Here is an 18,026-nt window from a genome sequence, read left to right on the forward strand (position 1 = left end):
CAGGATGGTCGCGGTGCCGAGCCTGCCGGAGCCGCCCGGCCGCCTCGGCCTCGCGACCTTCCGTCGCGCGATTGGACCGCTGGCCGTTGTCAACGGAGCCGTCGCCGACCGCGGCGAAGATCCGCAACAGATCGTCGTCGGAGAACTCGGCGGCAGGTCGGAAGGCCAGTACACCACTGGGGCGGCGAGTGGGGGCGCCGTCGGGCCACAGGAGTCGCACGCGGTCGACGTCCAGCCGGAATCCGGCGGCCGTCAGGATCGAGGGCTGCTGCTCCCGCTGGGCCCGCAGCTCGGGGGAGGCGTCGGTGTCGATGACCACCCGCGCCTCGACGGCCGAGGCTCCGAAGGCCGCCAGGTCATGCGTGAGCAGGGCAGTGGCGGCGGTGGCATCGACATGGCCGAGCAGCTGCACGAAGGTCGGCACGTCGCCGGGATCGCCCTGGCCGGACCAGGAATCGAAGACGTGCGCGGCCAGCAGCTCACCCTCGTCCGACCAGGCCATGCGGCACCACTCCGGCCGCGACTCGCCGTTGGCCAGCGCCGTCGTCACCCAATACGAGAGGGGTTCGCGCTTGACGCCGAGCGAAACCAGCGTCTCGACCTCGGACTTGTCGGTGATGCTGCGAAAACGCATGTGCCGGAAACCTACATTCGGTGGGTCGGAGGGCGTGACTCGCGGGGGTTGGGGTCCGGGTGACGCTATTCGAGGCTCACCGGGATTTCGACCGAGATTTCCGCGGCGACTCACCGCACCCACACTTGCCACGCATACGGCCCCTACGCCGACATTGCCTTGAACCCGTCGCGCCAGGACGGCCACGCCGGCTGCCAGCCCAAACTGTTGCGGGCAAAGCCGTTGTCGGCCCCACGGGCGAAGCCGGTGCGCTGATCCGACGGCGTCGGCGGCTCCCCCCCGACTGCGGCGCAGAACTCCGGCACCCAGTCGACGCCGGCCGCGGGTTCGTCGTCGCAGATGTTGACGGCGCCGTTCCCCCAGTCCAGGGACTGCAACGCGGCGGTTGCGGCGTCGTCGATGTGCACGAAGCTCGTGACGTCACGGTTGGCGGGCGGCGGGGTCGTGGCCATCAGACCGCCGGGGGAGTACCAGGTCCCGGGGCCGTAGAAGGTGCCGTAGCGCAGAATCACGTGGGCGGCGACGCGGGCGGCCTGGCCTTCCAGCTCGGCGACGGCGCGCACGGTCGTCTGCCGGGGCTCGTCGGCGTTGAGGTCGAGAGGAGTGTCTTCGCGGGCCGGGGTGTCGCCCGGCTCGTAGGCGAAAGCGATGCTCTGCACGACAAATCGCCGCACGTCGGCGACCAGCGCGGCGTCGACGAGATTGCGGGTGCCGATCACGCGGACGGTCGAGTTGGCGGCGCGGTCGCCGGCCGCGAGATCGGTGAGCTGGTGCATGACGACGTCCGGCCGGGCGGCCAGCACCGCCGCCCGAACGCTGTCCGCGTCGAGGGCGTCACCGTCGATGGACTCGGCGCCGAGCCGGCGGGTCCGCTCGGCGCTGGCCGCCGATCGGGCCAGGCCGGTGACGTGGTGACCGTGGTTGAGCAGCAGCGGGACGAGTCGGCGGCCGAGCGCCCCGGTCGCGCCGGCGAGGAAAACACGTGCCATGGACACACGCTATCCGGGGTGGCCGCTGCCGGTGTGGACCAGCTCGCGGCCGGATTCCGGTACCAGCGCCGAGGGGCGGGCCACGACCCCTCGGCGCCGGTGTTGATCAGTCCCGGGTCAGGGCGAAGCTCCGCACGTCGTGGTTGACGAGGCTGTGCAGGTCGGTCGCCGGGATGGTGATGGCGTAGCCGCTGCAGTCCGGCGTGGTGTAGAGCAGGAAGGCGCTCGAACTGGCGTTCAGCTCCGAGTGCACGGCGAACGGCAGCGCGACGCAGGCGTCGGTGGTCGGGGTGTAGTTCACGCTCTGACCGCTGAAGTCGGCCTGCCAGAACGTGATCCCGGTCGGCTCGTCGGCGGACGCGGTGCCGGCGACCGCGACGACCAGGCCCAGTGCGGCGGCGAAAGTGGCGACTATGCGCACGGTTTCTCCTCGGTGCGGGGCGGCGGTCCTCCGATGATCGTCAGTGTTTGCCCTACCGGTCAAAGGTTTGTGACCGTCGGCGCACAGTGACCGTTGACTCCGTCCACACCGGATTGTTCTAGACAATGCTGTCCGGAAGCGTGCGAGCCCGGATCATAGTGCCCACGCCGAGTTCCACACGGATCCGCCCGGGCAGGCGCTCGGTGTCGATCTGTGGGTGATCTTCGCTGGACACCGTGAGCCGCAGCGTGTGGCCGGCGACAATTCGGTGGTGCGTGGGCCAGATCGGGATCGTGATGTCGTAGAGCGCATCCGGCTCGACCGCTGCGATCCGGTCGTGGCCGTCGCGGTGGCTCATCTTGAGCCAGCCCTGGCTGACCCTCACGGCCGCGCCGTCCTCGTCGACATCGTCCAGCACGACTGCGATGTTGCCGTCGGCGCCGGTGACGCCGGCGCGCAACGCGGCCTCCAGACCGCCGGTGATCACCACGCCCTCGGTCGCCACGGTGCTGAACACGAGCTTGCCGCCGTCCTGCTCGAACTCGGCGATCCCGGCCTGACCGGCCCCACTGCCCAGGTTGCCGTCGGCGGCGGGAAACCATTGCGTGATCCCGGATTCGGCCGGCGGCCAGGTGTCGAACTGTCGCCAGCCGTGGCCGGGCATCTCGTACGAGGTGACCTTGGACCCGGGCAGCGGGGACGGGCGGTCGGCCAGCCAGAGGTCCCACCACGCTAGATAGCCGGCGAAGCCGATGTCCTCCGTCTGCCCCGGCACCATGCCGTGCTCCCACGGCCCGGCGACCATCCACGTGTTCGCCTCACACGCCTGGAAGTTCTCGACCATGGCCTGCCGGTACTGGTCCAGCCAGCCGCCGATGTCCAGCATCGGCAAGGTGAGCCGGTCGTAGCGGTGCTTGACGCTGCGCTCGCGCCAGAAGTCGTCGTGGAGCGGGTGCCGCGCATAGCTTTCGAGCGTGTCGGGCGCGGTGGCCTGCTGCCAGTCACGGATCCGGGCGTTGTAGATGCCGCCGTGGTAGATGGTGTTCTCGTACCAGTCGCTGAGCGCCTGCACGGGAATGATTGCCACGAGGTGCGGCGGCCGGTTCACGGCGGTGAGGATGGTGTTGTGGCCGCCGTAGCTGATGCCCTGCATGCCGACACGGCCGGTGCAGAACGGTTGCGCGGCCAGCCATTCCACCAGGTCGTAGCCGTCCTCCTGCTCCTGGACGCCGAACGGTTCGACGTGGCCGGGGGAATCGCCGGCGCCGCGAACCGAGGGGACGAGCGCCACGTAGCCGCGTTCGACATAAGGCGCGGCCCCACCGGCGAAGACCATTCGGGCGCTGTAGGCGTTGAAGTCGTAGACGAGGCCGGGGAAAGCGCCTTCCACCGGCTCGTTCGCACCGGCCGGGCGTAGCAGATCGCACAGGAGATAGCTGCCGTCGCGCATGGGGACCCGGATCGTCTCGCTGTGCACGCCGAACTCGGCCGGGCGGTCGTAGCGGAAGAACGGGTCGTCGACGGTCATGGTCGGCCCGGTGGGTCGGATGCCGCCGGCGTCCGCGAACTGCTGCATCATCGCGGCCATCTGCTGCGAGGTTTCGGACACGTCCAGCTCCAACAGTGAGGAGGAAAGGCTTTTGCCGTGGATGTCGAGGTCGAGCGAGCGGGTCACCCCGTCGAGAGTGTTGTGCAGCACGAACTTCAGGGCATGCAGCCGCGGTAGCTCGAACCGTTGCACCTCGCCGCGCACGATGTCGGCGAAGTGCTCCCGGACGCGCTCGGCCGTGACCTCGCGGCGCAGCAGCTCGAAGTCCTCGGCGCGGTAGGCGATGACCGTGATGTCCGAGGTCGTGTCCTTGTCGCCGGCCCGGGCGTGCGCGATCTCGTGCAGTCGCATCTCAGGCCTCCACAAAGGTCAGTTCGGCACGGATGTCGTTGCGGTCAAGGAAGAGTGAGTCGACGGCCACGACCTGCTCGGCCCTGCGCGTCGCGCCGCCACCGCCGGCCGGTCCGTTGAGCCACAACGAGGTGACCTCGTGGCCGATCCTGCGGGCGGCGTCCAGCGTCGGGGCACGTCCGGCGACGCGGACCCGGACCTCGTGCGCATCCTCGGCTTGTGTTGCCGGCCCGCGGTGAACGGCGTCGATGCCGATCAGGTCGAACCGGAGCTCGGTCGCCTCGGAGGTCGCCAGCCGTTCGCGGACGATGTCCAGCGCGAGTCGGCCCCGGGCCACGGCATTGGGGCCGGCATAGGAGATCTGGCCCTCGCCGAGGTAGCCGTCGAGGTAGCCGACCAACACCTTGAGCCGGTCCGGCCGTGGACGTCCTGTCGCCCCGGTGACCAGGACGCGATCGGGGCCGATCGGGGTGAGGTCTACTTCGGAGAAGTCGCCCGTGACGTCGGCCGAGACGTACGCGGACGGGTCGTGCACCTCGTACAACAGCTGTTCGGTGCAGGTCCGGACGGTGACCGCGCCGCCGGTGCCGGCCGCCTTCGTCACCACGAACGTGCCGTCCTCCGACGCCTCGGCCAGCGGGAACCCGAGTCGCGCCAGGTCGGGGACGTCCTTGAAGCCGGGATCGGCGAAGTACCCGCCGGTGACCTGGCCGGCGCACTCCAGCAGGTGCCCGAGGCAGAGGCCCTGGCCGAGCCGGGGCCAGTCGTCCAGGGCCCAGCCGAACTCGTGCACCAGCGGGGCAAGAAACAGCGACGGGTCGGCGATCCGTCCCGTCACGACAACGTCGGCGCCCCGGGCCAGCGCCTCGACCACCGGCTCGCAGCCGAGATAGGCGTTGGCGGACACCGTGTTCTCGTCCTTGTCCACCAGCCCGAGGACGTCGTCCCCCGTCACCGCGGCGATCTTCAGCCCGGTCAGCCCGGCCTCGCGGGCCACCTCAGCGACCACCTGCGCCGCGGCGAGCGGGTTGGCGGCGCCCATGTTCGTGACGATCTTCGTGCCGTTTCGTACACAGGCCGGCAGCGCCGCCGCCATCCGCTCCGGCAGCCACTCGGTGAAGCCCCGTGTCGGATCCCGTAGCCGTTCCAGCTGGGCCAGGGCGATCGTGCGCTCCGCGAGGCACTCGAACACCAGATAGTCGAGGTCGCCCCGCTCGGCCAGTTCGGCCGCCGGCTCCACCCGGTCGTCCGCGAAGCCGGCGCCCGCGCCGATCCTGATCGTTCGCACACCTCCATCCTGGACAGTCCCCGAACGGCCCGCCACTTCCGCTTTCACATGCGGTTATGCTCTGAGGCTATGGATCTCACGCTGCACCAGATGGAGATCTTCGCGGCGGTCGCCCGCACCCGCTCGTTCACCCGGGCCGCCGCCGAGCTGGTGCTCAGTCAGCCTGTGGTCAGCCGGACCATCGGCGAGCTGGAGCGGAAGCTGCGGGCGCCGCTGTTCGTGCGGACCACCCGCTCGGTCGACCTCACCGAATCCGGTGTCGAGTTCCTCGGCGTGGTCACCCATGTGTTGGAGAGCTACCGGCGCGGGCTCGACCGGTTCGCCGACTACCAGGCCGGGGAGCGGCGGCTGATCACCGTCGGCGTGCTGCCCTCGATCGCCGCCGTCGTGCTGCCGTCCGTGCTGAGCGGGTATCTCGCCGCGCATCCCGGCGTGCAGGTGCGACTGGCCGACGGCACCAACGCCGAGATCCTCGCCCTGCTCCGCGACGGCTCCGCCGACCTCGCCCTCACCGAGGTCGGGCCCGCCTCCGCCGACCTCGTCGTCGAGCCCTTCCTCGACGACCCTTTCGTCGCCGTCCTGCCGCCCGGGCACGCGTTGGCCGATCGACCTTCCCTGACGTGGACCGACCTTGCCGCCGAGTCCTTCATCGCCTTCAGCGCCGACAGCAGCGTCCGCCGCCTCGCCGACCTCGGCCTCGCTCAGGCCGGCGTGCAGCCTTTGCGGCACCTGGAAACCCGCTCCGTCGCCACCGCCGGCGGCATGATCGCCGCCGGCCTCGGCGTGAGCGCCATGCCCGAGCTCGTGCTCCCCCTGCTGGCCGCCACGCCCGTCATCACGCGGCCTCTTCTGGAGCCGTCCATCACGCGCAAGATCGCCGTGCACCGCCACCCCGACGACCCCTGCCCCCTCGCCGTCCTCCGCCTCGTCGACCGGATCCTATCCAGCCGCCCCCACTAACCCCGCCTCTTTTGCCACATGCGCTTCCTATGTGGCGCCAGAACGCAAGTGGGAAGCGCATGTAGCAAAACGGGGGCGGCGGTAAGGTAGCCCGACTATGGTGGAAAGCGGACAGCGGTCGTCGGTGGTGGAGTTCGGGTTCAGCAACCCGGACCGGCCACGGCTGGGCCTGGAGGTCGTCGACCTGGCCCGGCTTACCTCGCGGCTGACGGCATCGACGTTGTCCACTGTGCACCGCACCGACTTCCACCAACTGTTCCTGATCACCGGCGGCCTTGGCTCGCTGATGGTCGATTTCGTCGACCACGCATGCGAGCCGGGCACGCTGGTGTCAGTGTGTCCGGGGCGGGTGCTGCGACTGCCCCGCGCCACCGATGGTCCGTTGGAAGCGCTGATGGTGCTGTTCACCGACACGTTCCCGCAGCGCCTGGCGGCCGTCCGACCACTGCTCAGCCCGTTCAGCCAGGTGGCCTGGACGGTCCCGTCCGAGGAACGGCCCGCGCTCACCGGGGCGGTCAGGGAGCTGATGGCCGAGTACCACCGGGCCGTCGACGAGCCGGTGACCATCGCTCTGCTGCGCCAACTCCTCGGCGCGCTGCTCCTCCGCATCGCACGCCTGCCGTCCGACGGCCCACCCGCCGCGCACGAGGACACCTACGCGAAGTTCCAGCACGACCTGGAGCGGGACTTCGCCACGACCCGCAACGCCAACGACTACGCCGCCCGGGTCGGTTACTCCCTGCGCAGCCTCAACCGTGCCTGCCAGGCCGCCACCGGCCGCTCCGCCAAGGCGTTGATCGACGCCCGCGTCGCCCTGGAGGCCAAGCGCCTCCTGGTGCACACCGACCTCCCCGCGTCGGCCATCGCCAGCCGCCTCGGTTTCACCGAGCCCACCAACTTCGGCAAGTTCTTCCAGCGCGAGACGGGTGACACCCCAGGCGCCTTCCGCGACCGTGAACGGATCAGCGCAGACGACGCGCCGGCCGAGTGAGGCTGGCGAGTGGCTGCCGCGTCGACGACAGACGACAGCCACTCGCAGGGTCAGCTCAGCCGGCGGCCGACGGCCGGAATCACGATGGCGGCGGCGATGAGGTGGGCGACGGCCAGCGCGACGCGCGTGGACAGGGGGCCGACGCCGGCCAGGGGAGCGATCAGGGAGACGGCAACCAGGACTGATGTGGTGACGACATAAGTGCGTGCGGGCTTGCGGGCGAAGCGGGCGATGAGGACGGCCAGGATGGTGCCCCAGAAGCCGCTGACGGCGCAGCCCATGGCGAACATGCCGACGGTGATCGCGCTGGGGACGGTGTCGAAGACGCTGCCGACGATCATGGGGATGCCGACGACGGGTAGCAATAGGCCGTAGATCTCGGTGACGACGGCGGCGACGAGCAGGGCCAACACGCTGACGGCCCACACCGGCAGGGTGCGCCGGGCGGTGACGGTAGTGTCCATTTCGGTTCCTTCCCTCGGGTTGCACCGAGGGGTCGGAGCCTCGCCGGACATCTCTACACGAAGGCCCCGCACTTTTCGCCACATGTGGTCCGCAGGCGGCGCTGGGAGCGGAGTGTGGGCCACATGTGGCATTTGCTGGTGCGAATATGAGAAGTGGCGTCGGCGAAATGTAGAGGGTGGCGGCGGAGGCTCCGACTAGGCAGCGATACAGGCCCACGGAGACCGGGCCCCACGAACGAGGGAGCAGCACGATGAAGTACCTGCTGATGATCTACGGCAACAAGGAGAAGTGGTCGTCGCTGCCGCCGGAGCAGTTGCAGGAGGTGATCGCCAAGCAGGACGCGTTCAACACGCGCTACCGCGAGAGCGGCGAGCTGCTCGGCGCCTACGGCCTCGGCGACGCCGACGAGGCGAAGCTGGTCCGCCGGGTCAACGGCCAGGCGGCGGTGACCGATGGCCCGTACCTGGAGACCAAGGAGTACATGGCCAGCTTCTACCTGCTGGACGTGCCCGACGAGGCGAGGGCCCTGGAGATCGCGGCGGACATGCCCAGCGCCGACCAGGACCCGGTGGAGCTGTGGCCGGTGCCGCACGAGGCGCCCCAGAGTTGACCCGAGCCACGAGAGCGGTGGCGGTGGCGGTGGCGGTTGTCGTCACCGCCGCGCTCGCGGCGTGCACAACGCCCGCCGCGACACCACCGACCACCACAACCCCGAAGACGTACGACGGCAAGGTGCTGGCGGACGTACGCCACCCGGCCGGGGCGTCGACGCTGCCCAGCGGCCGCAACGACTACCGGGAGCCGGCCGATGTGCGGGCCGACCTGGAACAGGCGGCGAAGGCGCGGCCGGACGTCGTACGGGTGGTGGACCTGCCGCACAAGTCGGTGCAGGGCAAGGCGGTGCCGGCGCTGGAGATCGCCCACCACGTCCAGACCGACGACGGCCGACCGGTGTTCCTGCTGATGGGCGGCATCCACGCCAATGAGTGGCCGGGAGTGGAGGTGGCCACCGAGTTCGCCATGGATCTTGCCGAACAGGACGGCCGCGACCCGCGGATCACGGCCCTGCTCGACCACGTCAGGGTGATCGTCGTGCCGGTGGTGAACCCGGACGGCTTCGAGGCCTCCCGCACCGGCCGGATTCCCGACAAACGCAAGAACTGCGACCCCACCTGCGGCACGAAGGTGGACCCGGACACCGGCGCCGACGACGCGGGCGTCGACCTGAACCGCAACTTCGGCGTGAACTGGGGCGGCCCGGGCTCCAGCGGCGACAGGACCGGCGGTGACTATCGCGGCCCGAAGGCGTTCTCCGAGCCGGAAACGCAGAACATCCGCGACCTCGTCACCGGACACCAGGTCACGGTCCTGGTCGGCCTGCACACCTACGGCGACATGAACCTGCGCCCGCCCGGCCAGAACGCCAGCCCGCTCACGCCGGACGAAGCCGTCTACGCGGAACTGGGCAACGAGATGGCCGAGGCCAACGGCTACCCGAGCCACCTGAGCCGCGAGCTGTACGAGACCAGCGGCACCGCCGAGGAATGGTCGTACTTCACCACCGGCGGCCTCGGTTTCGAGACGGAACTCAACGGCGACAGCAATCACGGGCCGTTCGCGAGCAGCGTCCTGAGCCAGTACGCCGGCGAACGGGAGGCGTTGCTCCGCGACGCCGAAGCGGCGGCGAACCCCAAGTACCACAGCAGGATCGCCGGCAACGTCCCCGCCGGCACGAAGCTGGAGCTGTCCAAACCCGGCCTGCGCACCACGATGACCGCCGACGGCCCGTTCACCTGGGACGTCAACCCGTCGATCCGGCCCGGCCCGGACGGTCGGAACATCGAGGAGAGCTGGACCCTCCAATGCCCCGGTCGAACCGTTCAGGTCACGCTGGCCCGCGGTGAGACGAAGCAGGTCAGCTGTTAGTGAGGTAGCCGCCCATGGTCGTGAAGTAGTCGGTGGCGGCGTGCTCGGCGCCGTCGGCCGTACGCACGCGCTCGACCACCAGGCCCGGGAAGGTGCCACGCCGGGCGTCCGGGCCGGCGACGATGACCACGCCGTCGCCTTCGCGGTAGAAGATGCGGCCAGGGGTGCCGCCGTAGTGGCCGGTCGACACGGACGCCTTGACGATGCGCAGCTCCTGGCTGCGGTGATACGTGAAGGCGTTGGGGTAAGGGTCGGACTGGGCCCGTACCATGCGCTCGATGTACTCGGGCGTCCAGTTCCAGTCGATCAGGCTGTCCCGCTTGGCCCGCTTGTGGAAGAAGCTGGCCTTGGACCGGTCCTGCGGCTGAGGCCTGAAGCCCTGCTCGATCAGCTTGATCGCCTCGGCGGTGATCGGCGCGATCAGGTCGACGGTGCGGTGGAACAGGTCGGTGGCGGTGTCCTTCGGACCCACCTCGACCGACTGCTGGAGCACGATGCCACCGGCGTCGAGCTCGCCGTCCATCATGTGCGCGGTGACGCCGACCTCGGGCTCGTCGTTGAGCAGAGCCCAGATGATGGGGGAGAAGCCCGCGTAGGCCGGCAGCAGCGAGTCGTGGATGTTGAGCGTGCCGTGCCGGGGCAGGGTGAACACCTCCGGCGGCAGCCAGGTCCGCCAGTTGTTGGCCACGATCAGGTCCAGGGCGGCGGCGCGCAGCTCGGCCAGCAGCTCGGCGTCGTCGGGGCGTTCCCGCAGCAGTACCCGGATGCCGTGCTCCGCCGCCAGGTCGGCCACAGAGTCGGCCCAGATCCGCTCGTACGCGTGGTCGCTGACCGGGTGGGTGACCACCAGGGCGACCTCGTGGCCGGCGTCGATCAGGGCGCGCAGGGTGCGGTGACCCCAGGTCTGGTAGCCGAACATCGCGACGCGCATGTGCAGGTGCCTTCCGTGATCGAGTAGGTCAGCCTAGCCTAACTTAGGCTAGGCTGACCTCTGTCACTCGGCTAGGCCTTCGACGCCGTGTAGTTCTTGAACAGCAGGTAGGTGTCGACGATGTCGGACTTGGCGCTCTGCACCGACCGGTAGATGCCCCACTTGGGCCGCACGTAGTCGCCCTCGTCGGGAATGTTCACATTGGACAGTTGACCCTGCGCGGCGATCGGTGCGCTCGTGCCGGCGCCGCTGCGGATGATCGCCGCGGCCTTGCCCTTGGAACCGGGCGTCAGCGTCAGCGTGATGTTGATCCACTTGTCCCGCAGCGGCGCCAGGTTCGTCTTGGCGATCGCCGGCGAGCCCGAGTTGGCGTACGCGCGGGCCTGGATGATCTCCGTGCTGCCGTCGCGGCTGAGGTCGATCGTCACCCACGGGCCGCCGTTGGTCGACGGAGTCTTGGTCTGGAAGATGTGGGTGAACTTGCTGGTGCCATGCAGGGATGACGGCATGTACATGTCGTAGTTGATGGTCCAGGTCTCGCCGTTGTGCATCTTGAGCGCCGTGCCGTTCTGCACCATGCCCTTCGACTCGGTGCGCTGGCGGTCGCCGCCGCCGGTGGTGTCCCGGTCGTCGGCCCAGATGTTGAAGCGGTAGTGGTCGTCCTCGACGACGACGTACTTGCGGCCCGGGTGCTTGTTGCCCCGGTCGGCCTCGATGCCCTCGAACGCCTTGAGTCCGTCGGTGGCGGGATTGGGATGCCAGAGCGTGGTCGCCGCGGGCGCGGCGAGGGCGGTCAGCGGTCGCAGCGCGAGAGGCGCGGCGAGCGCGGTCACGGCCAGCGTGCGCAGCACGGTCCGACGGGACGGTTGCGGCAGGGATTCCGACATTGTTTCCGTGTGTCCTTCCTGGCGGCGAACGACAGGGGTACACATCGGGCGGCGGGAGAACGGCCCTGCGGTGGGCCAGAACATCCGATGGCTTACGTCAGCGACCATAGGACTCCCGGAACCAGGCTGTCAATGGAAAGCTTTTCATCCGAGCACTGCTAACTCTGTGGGCAGCGGAAAGTCCCCGGGGGATACCGTGCCGCGCATGCAGTTGGGGATCGCGGTGTTCGCGGGGGTCGAGGGTCAGGCGCCGGCCGAGCTCGGCCGTGCGGTCGAGGAACGCGGCTTCGAGTCGCTCTTCTACGCCGAGCACACGCACATCCCGGTGGCCAGCCGGCGCGACGACGATCGCCCGCCCCGTGACTACGCCTCCAGTTACGACCCTTTCCTCGCGCTCGCCGCCGCGGCGGCCGTGACGACGACGCTGCGGCTGGGCACGGCGGTGTGCCTGGTGCCGCAGCGGGATCCCATCATCACGGCCAAGGAGGTCGCCAGCCTGGACCGCATGTCCGGCGGCCGCTTCGAGTTCGGCGTCGGCGCCGGCTGGAACCGTGCAGAACTCGCGAATCACGGCACGGACCCGCGGCGGCGCATGGCCGTGCTGGCCGATCGCGTCCAGGCGATGCGGGCGATCTGGACGTCCGAGGAGGCCGAGCACCACGGTCCGCACGCCGACTTCGAGCCGCTCTGGTCCTGGTCGAAGCCGGTCCAGCGCCCCCATCCGCCGGTCCTGGTCGGCGGGAACGGTCCCGGTGTCGAGGACCGCGTGCTGGCCTTCGGCGACGGCTGGCTGCCGCAGTGCGGACACCTCGCGTCCGTGCGGGAGCTGACCGACCGGATCGCGAGCCTTCGTCACCGTGCCGGAAAGCGTGTTCCGGTCACGCTGTTCGGCGCGATCCCGTCGATGCTGGGCGCCTTCGCCGAGGCCGGCGTCGACCGCTGCCTGTTCACGCTCCAGTCCGGCCCGGGTGACCTCGACGAACTCGACCGGTGGGCGGAGTTGATCGGCCCGCGGTCGGCCGGCCGGTCATTCGACTGAAGCCCCCAGCGGGCACGCACGTGACGACCGAGCCGGCGACATCGCCGAGCTCATCGCGTTCCCGGACCTGTTTCTCCAAGCACTGCGTCATGCCTTTTCGGGCCACCGCGGCTGGGTCAGTTCCCTGAGCCGCTGGATTTCCGCGGCGGTCTCCTTCGTGTCGGCCGGCCGACCGTCCACAATGGTCAGAACCCGCGGGTCCGTCTCGTCGGTCCGGACTGGGGGAGAGAGACCGGACCGGCCGTGGCTGCGGTGATCCTGGGGCGGCGTGGGAAGGCTACTGCTCGGTCATGGCGGCGGCGAGGGACTGCCGGGCGGCGCGGCGGGCGGGGACTAGGGCGGCGAGGGGAGCGGCTAGGACGGCGGCGGCCAGGAGGATGGCTAGGCGGGACCAAGGGAGGGAGAACAGGACGGGTTCGGCGTCGGTGGAGGCGACGCGGGCGAGGAGCCAGGCGGAGACGATGCCGACGGAGAGGCCGCAGACGGCGCCGAGCAGGGCGACGAAGACGGACTCGGTCATGACGGTGGCACGGAGGCCGCCACGGGTGAGACCGAGGGCGCGGAGGAGGGCGGATTCGCGGGTGCGTTCCAAGACGGAAAGGGACAGGGTGTTGGCGATGCCGGCGAAAGCGATGAGCACGGCAAGGGCGGTGAGAGCCCACAAGAGGTTGAGGGTGCCCTGCAAAGGCTTGGTGAGCTGGGCCTTGATGTCGGAGTGGCTGTTGACCTCGAACAGGGGGTCGGCGGCAAGAGCCTGCTCCAGCCGAGAAGAGTCCACAGTGGACTGAGTCTTCACCAGAAGGCTCTCGTCGTAGGTGGTGCCGCCCCCGGGGGTGATGGCGGGCTGCTGGGCGAAGTCGACGAGCGCGAGCTCCAGGTCGGCGCCGGGGGCGCGCTGGCTGTCGTAGACGGCGACGACGCGGAGGGGAACCTTGGCCTGAACTGTGTCGCCGACCTTGAGACCGGTCTCCGTGGCAAGCTGCTTGCTGATGGCCAGCTCGCCGGGGCCGAGACGGTCGAGCGAGCCGGAGAGGACGACGGGACGCAGCACGAGGCCGAGGGCGTCGCCCTGGATGGCGGTCATGCCGAAGCCGCCGTACGAACCGAGCTCGCCGGTGAACGACGCCCGCCGCGCGGTCACCTCGACGCCGGGGATGTGCCCGAGCGTGGCGGCGAGATTGTCGGGCAGGCGCTTGCCGATGGCGTTGGTGATGGTGAAGTCGGCCAACACCTGCTGGTCGACGCCACGGCTCTGACCGGCCTCGAGACCGGCGGTCACGGTGGTCACGAGCGACACCACGGCCAGCCCGATGGTCAGCGCTGCGGCGGTGGCGGCGGTGCGCTTGGGGTTGCGGTCGGCGTTCAGGGCGGCGAGCTTCGCGGGCTGTCCCAAGGCAGGCGCGAAGACGGCGCTCAACACCCGCACCACGGGACCCACCAGCAGCGGACCGACGGCCAGGGCGGCCACGAGCAACGCCACCATCGCCACGACGACCAACGCCGCCCCGGTGTCCTGGTCGACGCCGAGCGACACGGCACCGGCCCCGACACCTACCACCAGCGCCAGCACGGCGCCGACGGTGCGCAGCTTGCCGGCGCGGGCGGCTTTGCCTTCGAGCGGCGTCCGCAGGGCCTCCACGGGCGCGACGCGGGTGGCCGCGCGGGCCGGCAGGGCGGCGGCGAGCGCGGTCACCAGCACACCGATGGCCAGCGACTCGACGGCAGTGCGCGCACTGAGCGGCACATGTACGCCGGCGGGGTTGCCGAGCTGCAACAGGGCGGCGATGCCCAGCCCGCCGAACAGGCCAACCACCGACGCCACCGCGCCCACGACCACGGCCTCGATCAGCACGCTGGCGAACACCTGCGCCCGACCGGCGCCGACACAGCGCAGCAGGGCCAGCTCACGCGCCCGCTGCGTGACGAGGATGGTGAACGAGTTGACGATCACCAGCGCCGCCACCACCATCGCCAACACCGCGAAGGCCGTGAAGAACTTGGTCAGGCTGGCCGAGTCCGGGGCGGCGTTGCCGAGCAGCTTCGCCGCCGCCTGCTCGCCCGTGACGACATCGAAGCCGGGCACGGCCCGCGCGACACGGTCCACGAGCTCCGTGTCGCTGACCCCGGGCGCGGCGCGCACGGCGATCTCGTGGTGGCCGCCGCCGACGGTCAACGGACGCGCGCCCTCCACAGTGAGCACCATCTGCGGCGCGCCGATGCCGGCGTCGGTCGGGCGACTGAACGTGCCGACCACCGTGTACTGGTGCTGCTGGGCGTTCGGGTCGAACACCGTCACGTGCTGCCCCGGCGAATACCCGGTCTCCGTGGCGGTCGCGAAAAAAAAAAACCTCGGCCGGAAGTCGTTTGTTTGTTTGAGGTCGAACGGCCGCCTCCGCTCGTCGGCCGGCAGCACAATCGCGCCGGCGTCCTTGGTGGGCCGTCGACGAGCATGGGCGCGCCGACGGTGGTTCGTCCCTCCGCCGCGGCGACGCCCGGCACCTGGCGCAGCTTGTTCAGGGCGGCGTCGTCCAGATCGCCGCCACGCTTCACCGTGACATCGACGTCCACCCCACGCAGCTGATACGCGACGGCGGCGCGCACCCCCGCGTGCAGGGAGTCGGCCAGGATCAACGAGCCGGACAGGAACGCCACGCCGAGCGCGATGGCGACCGCCGACAGCAGCAGCCGCTTGGGCCGGGCCTTGAGCCCGGCGATGACCGTACGCAGCATCACGCCCCCAGATTCGCCAGCGCGGACACCACGGTGTCGGTGGTCGGCCGCTGGAGGTGCGCGGCGATGCGCCCGTCGGCCAGCAGCACGCCGTGGTCGGTGTAGGAGGCGGCGACCGGATCATGCGTCACCATGACGACGGTCTGCCCCATCTCGTGCACGGACGCGCGCAGGAAACCCAGCACCTCCGCGCCGGAACGAGAGTCGAGGTTGCCCGTGGGCTCGTCGGCGAACACCACGTCCGGCCGGCCCGCCAACGCCCGCGCGCAGGCCACGCGCTGCTGCTGGCCGCCGGAGAGCTCGCCCGGCTTGTGCCCGAGCCTCGCCCGCAGGCCCAACACGTCGATCACGGTGTCGAACCACCGCCGGTCCACCGGACGGCCCGACAGCCGCGATCCCAGCAGGATGTTGTCCTCGGCGGTCAGCGTGGGCAGCAGATTGAAGGACTGGAACACGAAGCCGACATGGTCCCGACGCAGCCGGGTCAGCGCGGCGTCGGACAGGCCGGTCACCTCGTGCTGCCCGATCCGGACCCGCCCCGAGTCCACCGTGTCCAGCCCGGCCAGGCAGTGCATCAGCGTCGACTTGCCGGAGCCGGACGGCCCCATGATCGCGGTGAACCGGCGGGCCGGGAAGTTCACGGACACGTGGTCGAGCGCCCGCACCGCCGTGTCCCCGAGGCCGTACACCTTCACCACGTCGACCACTTCGGCCGCTGTCGGACTGTCCACTGTGCTCTCCCGCGTTCGCTCCACGACTGACCCGGCGATGATGGCGGGCCGCACCTGAACGCCTCCTGAAGCGACCTGAAGTTCCCTTCAGGATCTGTCGGCGGGATCTGGGAGGATCGAGGCATGCGAGTGCTCGTCGTCGAGGATGAGAAGCGGTTGGCCGAGTCGCTCCAGTGGGGACTGGAGTCGGAGGGCTACGCCGTCGACCTCGCGTACGACGGGATCGAGGGCCTGCATCGCGCGCAGGAGCACCCCTATCAGGTGATCGTGCTGGACATCATGCTGCCCGGGCTGAACGGGTACAAGGTGTGCGAGCGGCTGCGGGCGCTCGGCAACACGACCCCGATCCTCATGCTCACGGCCAAGAACGGCGAGTACGACGAGGCCGAGGCGCTGGACACCGGCGCCGACGACTTCCTCAGCAAGCCCTTCTCCTACGTCGTTCTGACGGCCCGGCTGCGCGCCCTGACCCGTCGCGGGCGGGTGGCCGCCGTGACCATGCTGGAGTTCGGCGACCTCGTGCTGGATCCGGCCAAGCACAAGGTTCGCCGGGCCGGGCAGGCGGTGACGTTGACGTCCAAGGAGTTCGCGGTGCTGGAATGCCTGATGCGGCACAACGGCGCGGTGGTGACCAAGCAGGACATCCTCGACGAGGTGTGGGACATGGCCTACCAGGGCGACCCGAACATCGTGGAGGTGTACGTGAGCGCGTTGCGCCGCAAGCTGGACACCCCGTTCGGGCGGCACACCATCGCCACTGTGCGCGGCACGGGCTACCGGTTGGCCGACGATGACTAGATGGTGGCCGGCCTCGATCCGGACCGGCATGGTGATGGCGACCTTCCTGGTCTGCGGCAGCCTGTTCACGCTGGGCTGGATCGGTATCCGAGCGTTCGTCGACACCCGGCTGTCCATTCAGGCCGAGGGGCTGGCCGGCAGCAAGCTGACCCGGCTGGTCGACGCCGTCACCAGCGACCGGGACCCGCAGCTGAGTGGCGACGAGATGTACGTCCTGCTGGACCGGTCCGGCCGGGTCGTCAAGGTCAGCGACGAGATCACCCGGCTGAGTCCACAGTGGACTCCGCCGGGCCCGGCGCCGGCCGGCGCGCCGGCCGACTGGAACACCGAGGTGGATGTGACGCTACGGTCGGTGGAGCATCCGCAGTGGCGGGAGTTCCGCACCTACACCGCGTTGGGGCGGGTCGCCGGCCCGTACACCGCGTATCTGTTCGTGCTGCCCTGGGGACACGCAGGGGCACGCTGAAGCTGTTCGACGACACCATGGCCTTCTTCGTGCCGCTGGCGACGGTGATCGCCGCATTGGCGGCGTGGTTCGCGCTGAGACGGGCGCTGCGGTCGGTGGAGGCGATCCGCGAGGAGCTGTCAGTGGTCAGCGGCAGCCGGCTGGACCGCCGGGTGCCGGTGCCGCGGTCCCGCGACGAGATCGCCAAGCTGGCCTCGACCACCAACGAGACGCTGGACCGGTTGGAGCGGTCCCATGAGCAGCAGGAGCGGTTCGTCGCCGACGCCAGCCACGAATTGCGCAGCCCGCTGGCCAGCCTGCGCACCGGGCTGGAGGTGGCGCTGGCCCACCCCGGCCGGGCCGACTGGCAGTCGGTGGCCCGACGGTCGCTGCTGGACGTGGACCGGCTCCAGCGGATCACCAGCGACCTGCTCCAGCTGACCGGGGACAGGCCGCTGTCGACGGAGCTGGTGGACCTCTCCGACGTGGTGGCGGAGGAGGCCGCCGTGCACTCCTCGCTGGGCGTCGGGCCGAGGGTGCTGGCCAGTGTGGAGATTCCGGCGATGGTGCGCGGCGAGCTCGGGCAGTTGGAGCGGCTGCTGCGCAATCTGATCGACAACGCCGTCCGGCACGCCGACTCGATCGTCCGGGTGCGGATGGACGCCCGCGACCCGGACGTGGTCAAGGTCGAGGTGCTCGACGACGGCCCCGGCATCCCCGTGCACGAGCGTGAACGCGTGTTCGACCGGTTCGTGCGGCTGGACGACGCACGGGCCCGCGACGGGGGCGGCTCCGGCCTGGGACTGGCCCTGGCCCGGGACATAGCGGTTCGGCACGGCGGCACGCTCACCATCGAGGACAGCGCCGCCGGCGCCCGGTTCGTGCTGCGCT

19 protein-coding genes are annotated in these 18,026 nt (G+C 70.2%); 9 read left to right on the forward strand and 10 right to left on the reverse strand.

Translation table 11 applies throughout. The features are described 5' to 3' along the window. Positions 1–4 precede the first annotated feature (4 nt). Positions 5–697 carry a hypothetical protein gene (locus KUTG_RS50040; RefSeq protein ID WP_232241368.1) on the forward strand — a complete coding sequence of 231 codons (693 nt, stop codon included), beginning with the start codon at positions 5–7 and terminating at the stop codon, positions 695–697. 80 nt (positions 698–777) lie between these two features. Here the strand turns inward: KUTG_RS50040 and KUTG_RS50045 are convergent, their stop codons facing one another. From KUTG_RS50045 to KUTG_RS50060, 4 genes are all read right to left on the reverse strand, one after another. Beyond that, positions 778–1,623 carry an NAD-dependent epimerase/dehydratase family protein gene (locus KUTG_RS50045; protein ID WP_043727050.1) on the reverse strand — a complete coding sequence of 282 codons (846 nt, stop codon included), beginning with the start codon at positions 1,621–1,623 and terminating at the stop codon, positions 778–780. A gap of 106 nt (positions 1,624–1,729) precedes the next feature. Next, positions 1,730–2,044, reverse strand: coding sequence for a hypothetical protein (locus KUTG_RS50050; protein WP_043727051.1), 315 nt, complete (start codon positions 2,042–2,044; stop codon positions 1,730–1,732). Between the two features lie 118 nt (positions 2,045–2,162). After that, positions 2,163–3,944, reverse strand: coding sequence for a CocE/NonD family hydrolase (locus KUTG_RS50055; protein WP_052396395.1), 1,782 nt, complete (start codon positions 3,942–3,944; stop codon positions 2,163–2,165). A 1-nt stretch (position 3,945) separates the two neighbouring features. Then, on the reverse strand, positions 3,946–5,232 hold the full coding sequence (locus KUTG_RS50060; protein ID WP_043727052.1) for an acyclic terpene utilization AtuA family protein: 1,287 nt from the start codon (positions 5,230–5,232) through the stop codon (positions 3,946–3,948). Positions 5,233–5,301: 69 nt separating this feature from the next. Here KUTG_RS50060 and KUTG_RS50065 point away from each other — a divergent pair, with 69 nt between their 5' ends. Next, positions 5,302–6,192 carry a LysR family transcriptional regulator gene (locus KUTG_RS50065; RefSeq protein ID WP_052396396.1) on the forward strand — a complete coding sequence of 297 codons (891 nt, stop codon included), beginning with the start codon at positions 5,302–5,304 and terminating at the stop codon, positions 6,190–6,192. Between the two features lie 97 nt (positions 6,193–6,289). Next, on the forward strand, positions 6,290–7,183 hold the full coding sequence (locus tag KUTG_RS50070; protein ID WP_063753665.1) for an AraC family transcriptional regulator: 894 nt from the start codon (positions 6,290–6,292) through the stop codon (positions 7,181–7,183). A 50-nt stretch (positions 7,184–7,233) separates the two neighbouring features. Here the strand turns inward: KUTG_RS50070 and KUTG_RS50075 are convergent, their stop codons facing one another. Then, the gene (locus KUTG_RS50075; protein ID WP_043727053.1) at positions 7,234–7,647 is read right to left on the reverse strand and encodes a DUF6069 family protein; all 414 of its coding nucleotides are present in this window, start codon (positions 7,645–7,647) and stop codon (positions 7,234–7,236) included. A 251-nt stretch (positions 7,648–7,898) separates the two neighbouring features. Here KUTG_RS50075 and KUTG_RS50080 point away from each other — a divergent pair, with 251 nt between their 5' ends. Together KUTG_RS50080 and KUTG_RS50085 are read left to right on the forward strand one after the other, a co-directional pair. Then, positions 7,899–8,258 carry a YciI family protein gene (locus tag KUTG_RS50080; RefSeq protein WP_043727057.1) on the forward strand — a complete coding sequence of 120 codons (360 nt, stop codon included), beginning with the start codon at positions 7,899–7,901 and terminating at the stop codon, positions 8,256–8,258. 29 nt (positions 8,259–8,287) lie between these two features. After that, on the forward strand, positions 8,288–9,574 hold the full coding sequence (locus tag KUTG_RS50085; RefSeq protein WP_198047646.1) for a M14 family zinc carboxypeptidase: 1,287 nt from the start codon (positions 8,288–8,290) through the stop codon (positions 9,572–9,574). Here KUTG_RS50085 and KUTG_RS50090 read toward each other — a convergent pair. Continuing rightward, positions 9,564–10,505 (reverse strand): methionyl-tRNA formyltransferase, encoded by a 942-nt coding sequence (locus KUTG_RS50090; RefSeq protein WP_043727059.1) that lies wholly within the window; start codon positions 10,503–10,505, stop codon positions 9,564–9,566. The two genes, KUTG_RS50085 and KUTG_RS50090, sit on opposite strands and share 11 nt — an antisense overlap. Before the next feature lie 71 nt (positions 10,506–10,576). Beyond that, complete coding sequence (locus KUTG_RS50095; RefSeq protein ID WP_232241369.1) at positions 10,577–11,392, reverse strand: hypothetical protein; 816 nt, start codon at positions 11,390–11,392, stop codon at positions 10,577–10,579. Between the two features lie 205 nt (positions 11,393–11,597). On the opposite strand from KUTG_RS50095, the gene KUTG_RS50100 reads away from it, so the two are divergent. After that, the gene (locus KUTG_RS50100) at positions 11,598–12,431 is read left to right on the forward strand and encodes a TIGR03619 family F420-dependent LLM class oxidoreductase (protein WP_043727060.1); all 834 of its coding nucleotides are present in this window, start codon (positions 11,598–11,600) and stop codon (positions 12,429–12,431) included. Between the two features lie 277 nt (positions 12,432–12,708). Here the strand turns inward: KUTG_RS50100 and KUTG_RS50105 are convergent, their stop codons facing one another. From KUTG_RS50105 to KUTG_RS50110, 3 genes are read right to left on the reverse strand one after another with little or no spacing between them, the layout of a single operon-like run. Then, a complete protein-coding gene (locus KUTG_RS50105; protein WP_232241370.1) occupies positions 12,709–14,727 on the reverse strand; it encodes an FtsX-like permease family protein in 2,019 nt (672 codons plus the stop codon). Further along, a complete protein-coding gene (locus KUTG_RS64930) occupies positions 14,724–15,164 on the reverse strand; it encodes a hypothetical protein (RefSeq protein ID WP_232241371.1) in 441 nt (146 codons plus the stop codon). Before KUTG_RS64930 ends, KUTG_RS50105 begins: the two co-directional genes overlap by 4 nt. Further along, positions 15,161–15,892: an ABC transporter ATP-binding protein gene (locus KUTG_RS50110; protein ID WP_043733609.1), complete on the reverse strand. Its 732-nt coding sequence runs from the start codon at positions 15,890–15,892 to the stop codon at positions 15,161–15,163. Before KUTG_RS50110 ends, KUTG_RS64930 begins: the two co-directional genes overlap by 4 nt. Before the next feature lie 123 nt (positions 15,893–16,015). On the opposite strand from KUTG_RS50110, the gene KUTG_RS50115 reads away from it, so the two are divergent. The 3 genes from KUTG_RS50115 to KUTG_RS64940 form a co-directional block, all read left to right on the forward strand. After that, positions 16,016–16,690 carry a response regulator transcription factor gene (locus KUTG_RS50115; RefSeq protein WP_043727061.1) on the forward strand — a complete coding sequence of 225 codons (675 nt, stop codon included), beginning with the start codon at positions 16,016–16,018 and terminating at the stop codon, positions 16,688–16,690. Then, a complete protein-coding gene (locus tag KUTG_RS64935) occupies positions 16,683–17,156 on the forward strand; it encodes a hypothetical protein (protein WP_232241372.1) in 474 nt (157 codons plus the stop codon). The genes KUTG_RS50115 and KUTG_RS64935 overlap by 8 nt, the downstream gene beginning before the upstream one ends. Before the next feature lie 17 nt (positions 17,157–17,173). After that, the coding region (locus tag KUTG_RS64940; protein WP_232241373.1) for a sensor histidine kinase at positions 17,174–18,026 on the forward strand (853 nt) is incomplete at its 3' end.

The sequence above is a fragment of the Kutzneria sp. 744 genome (assembly GCF_000568255.1).
Lineage (GTDB): Bacteria > Actinomycetota > Actinomycetes > Mycobacteriales > Pseudonocardiaceae > Kutzneria.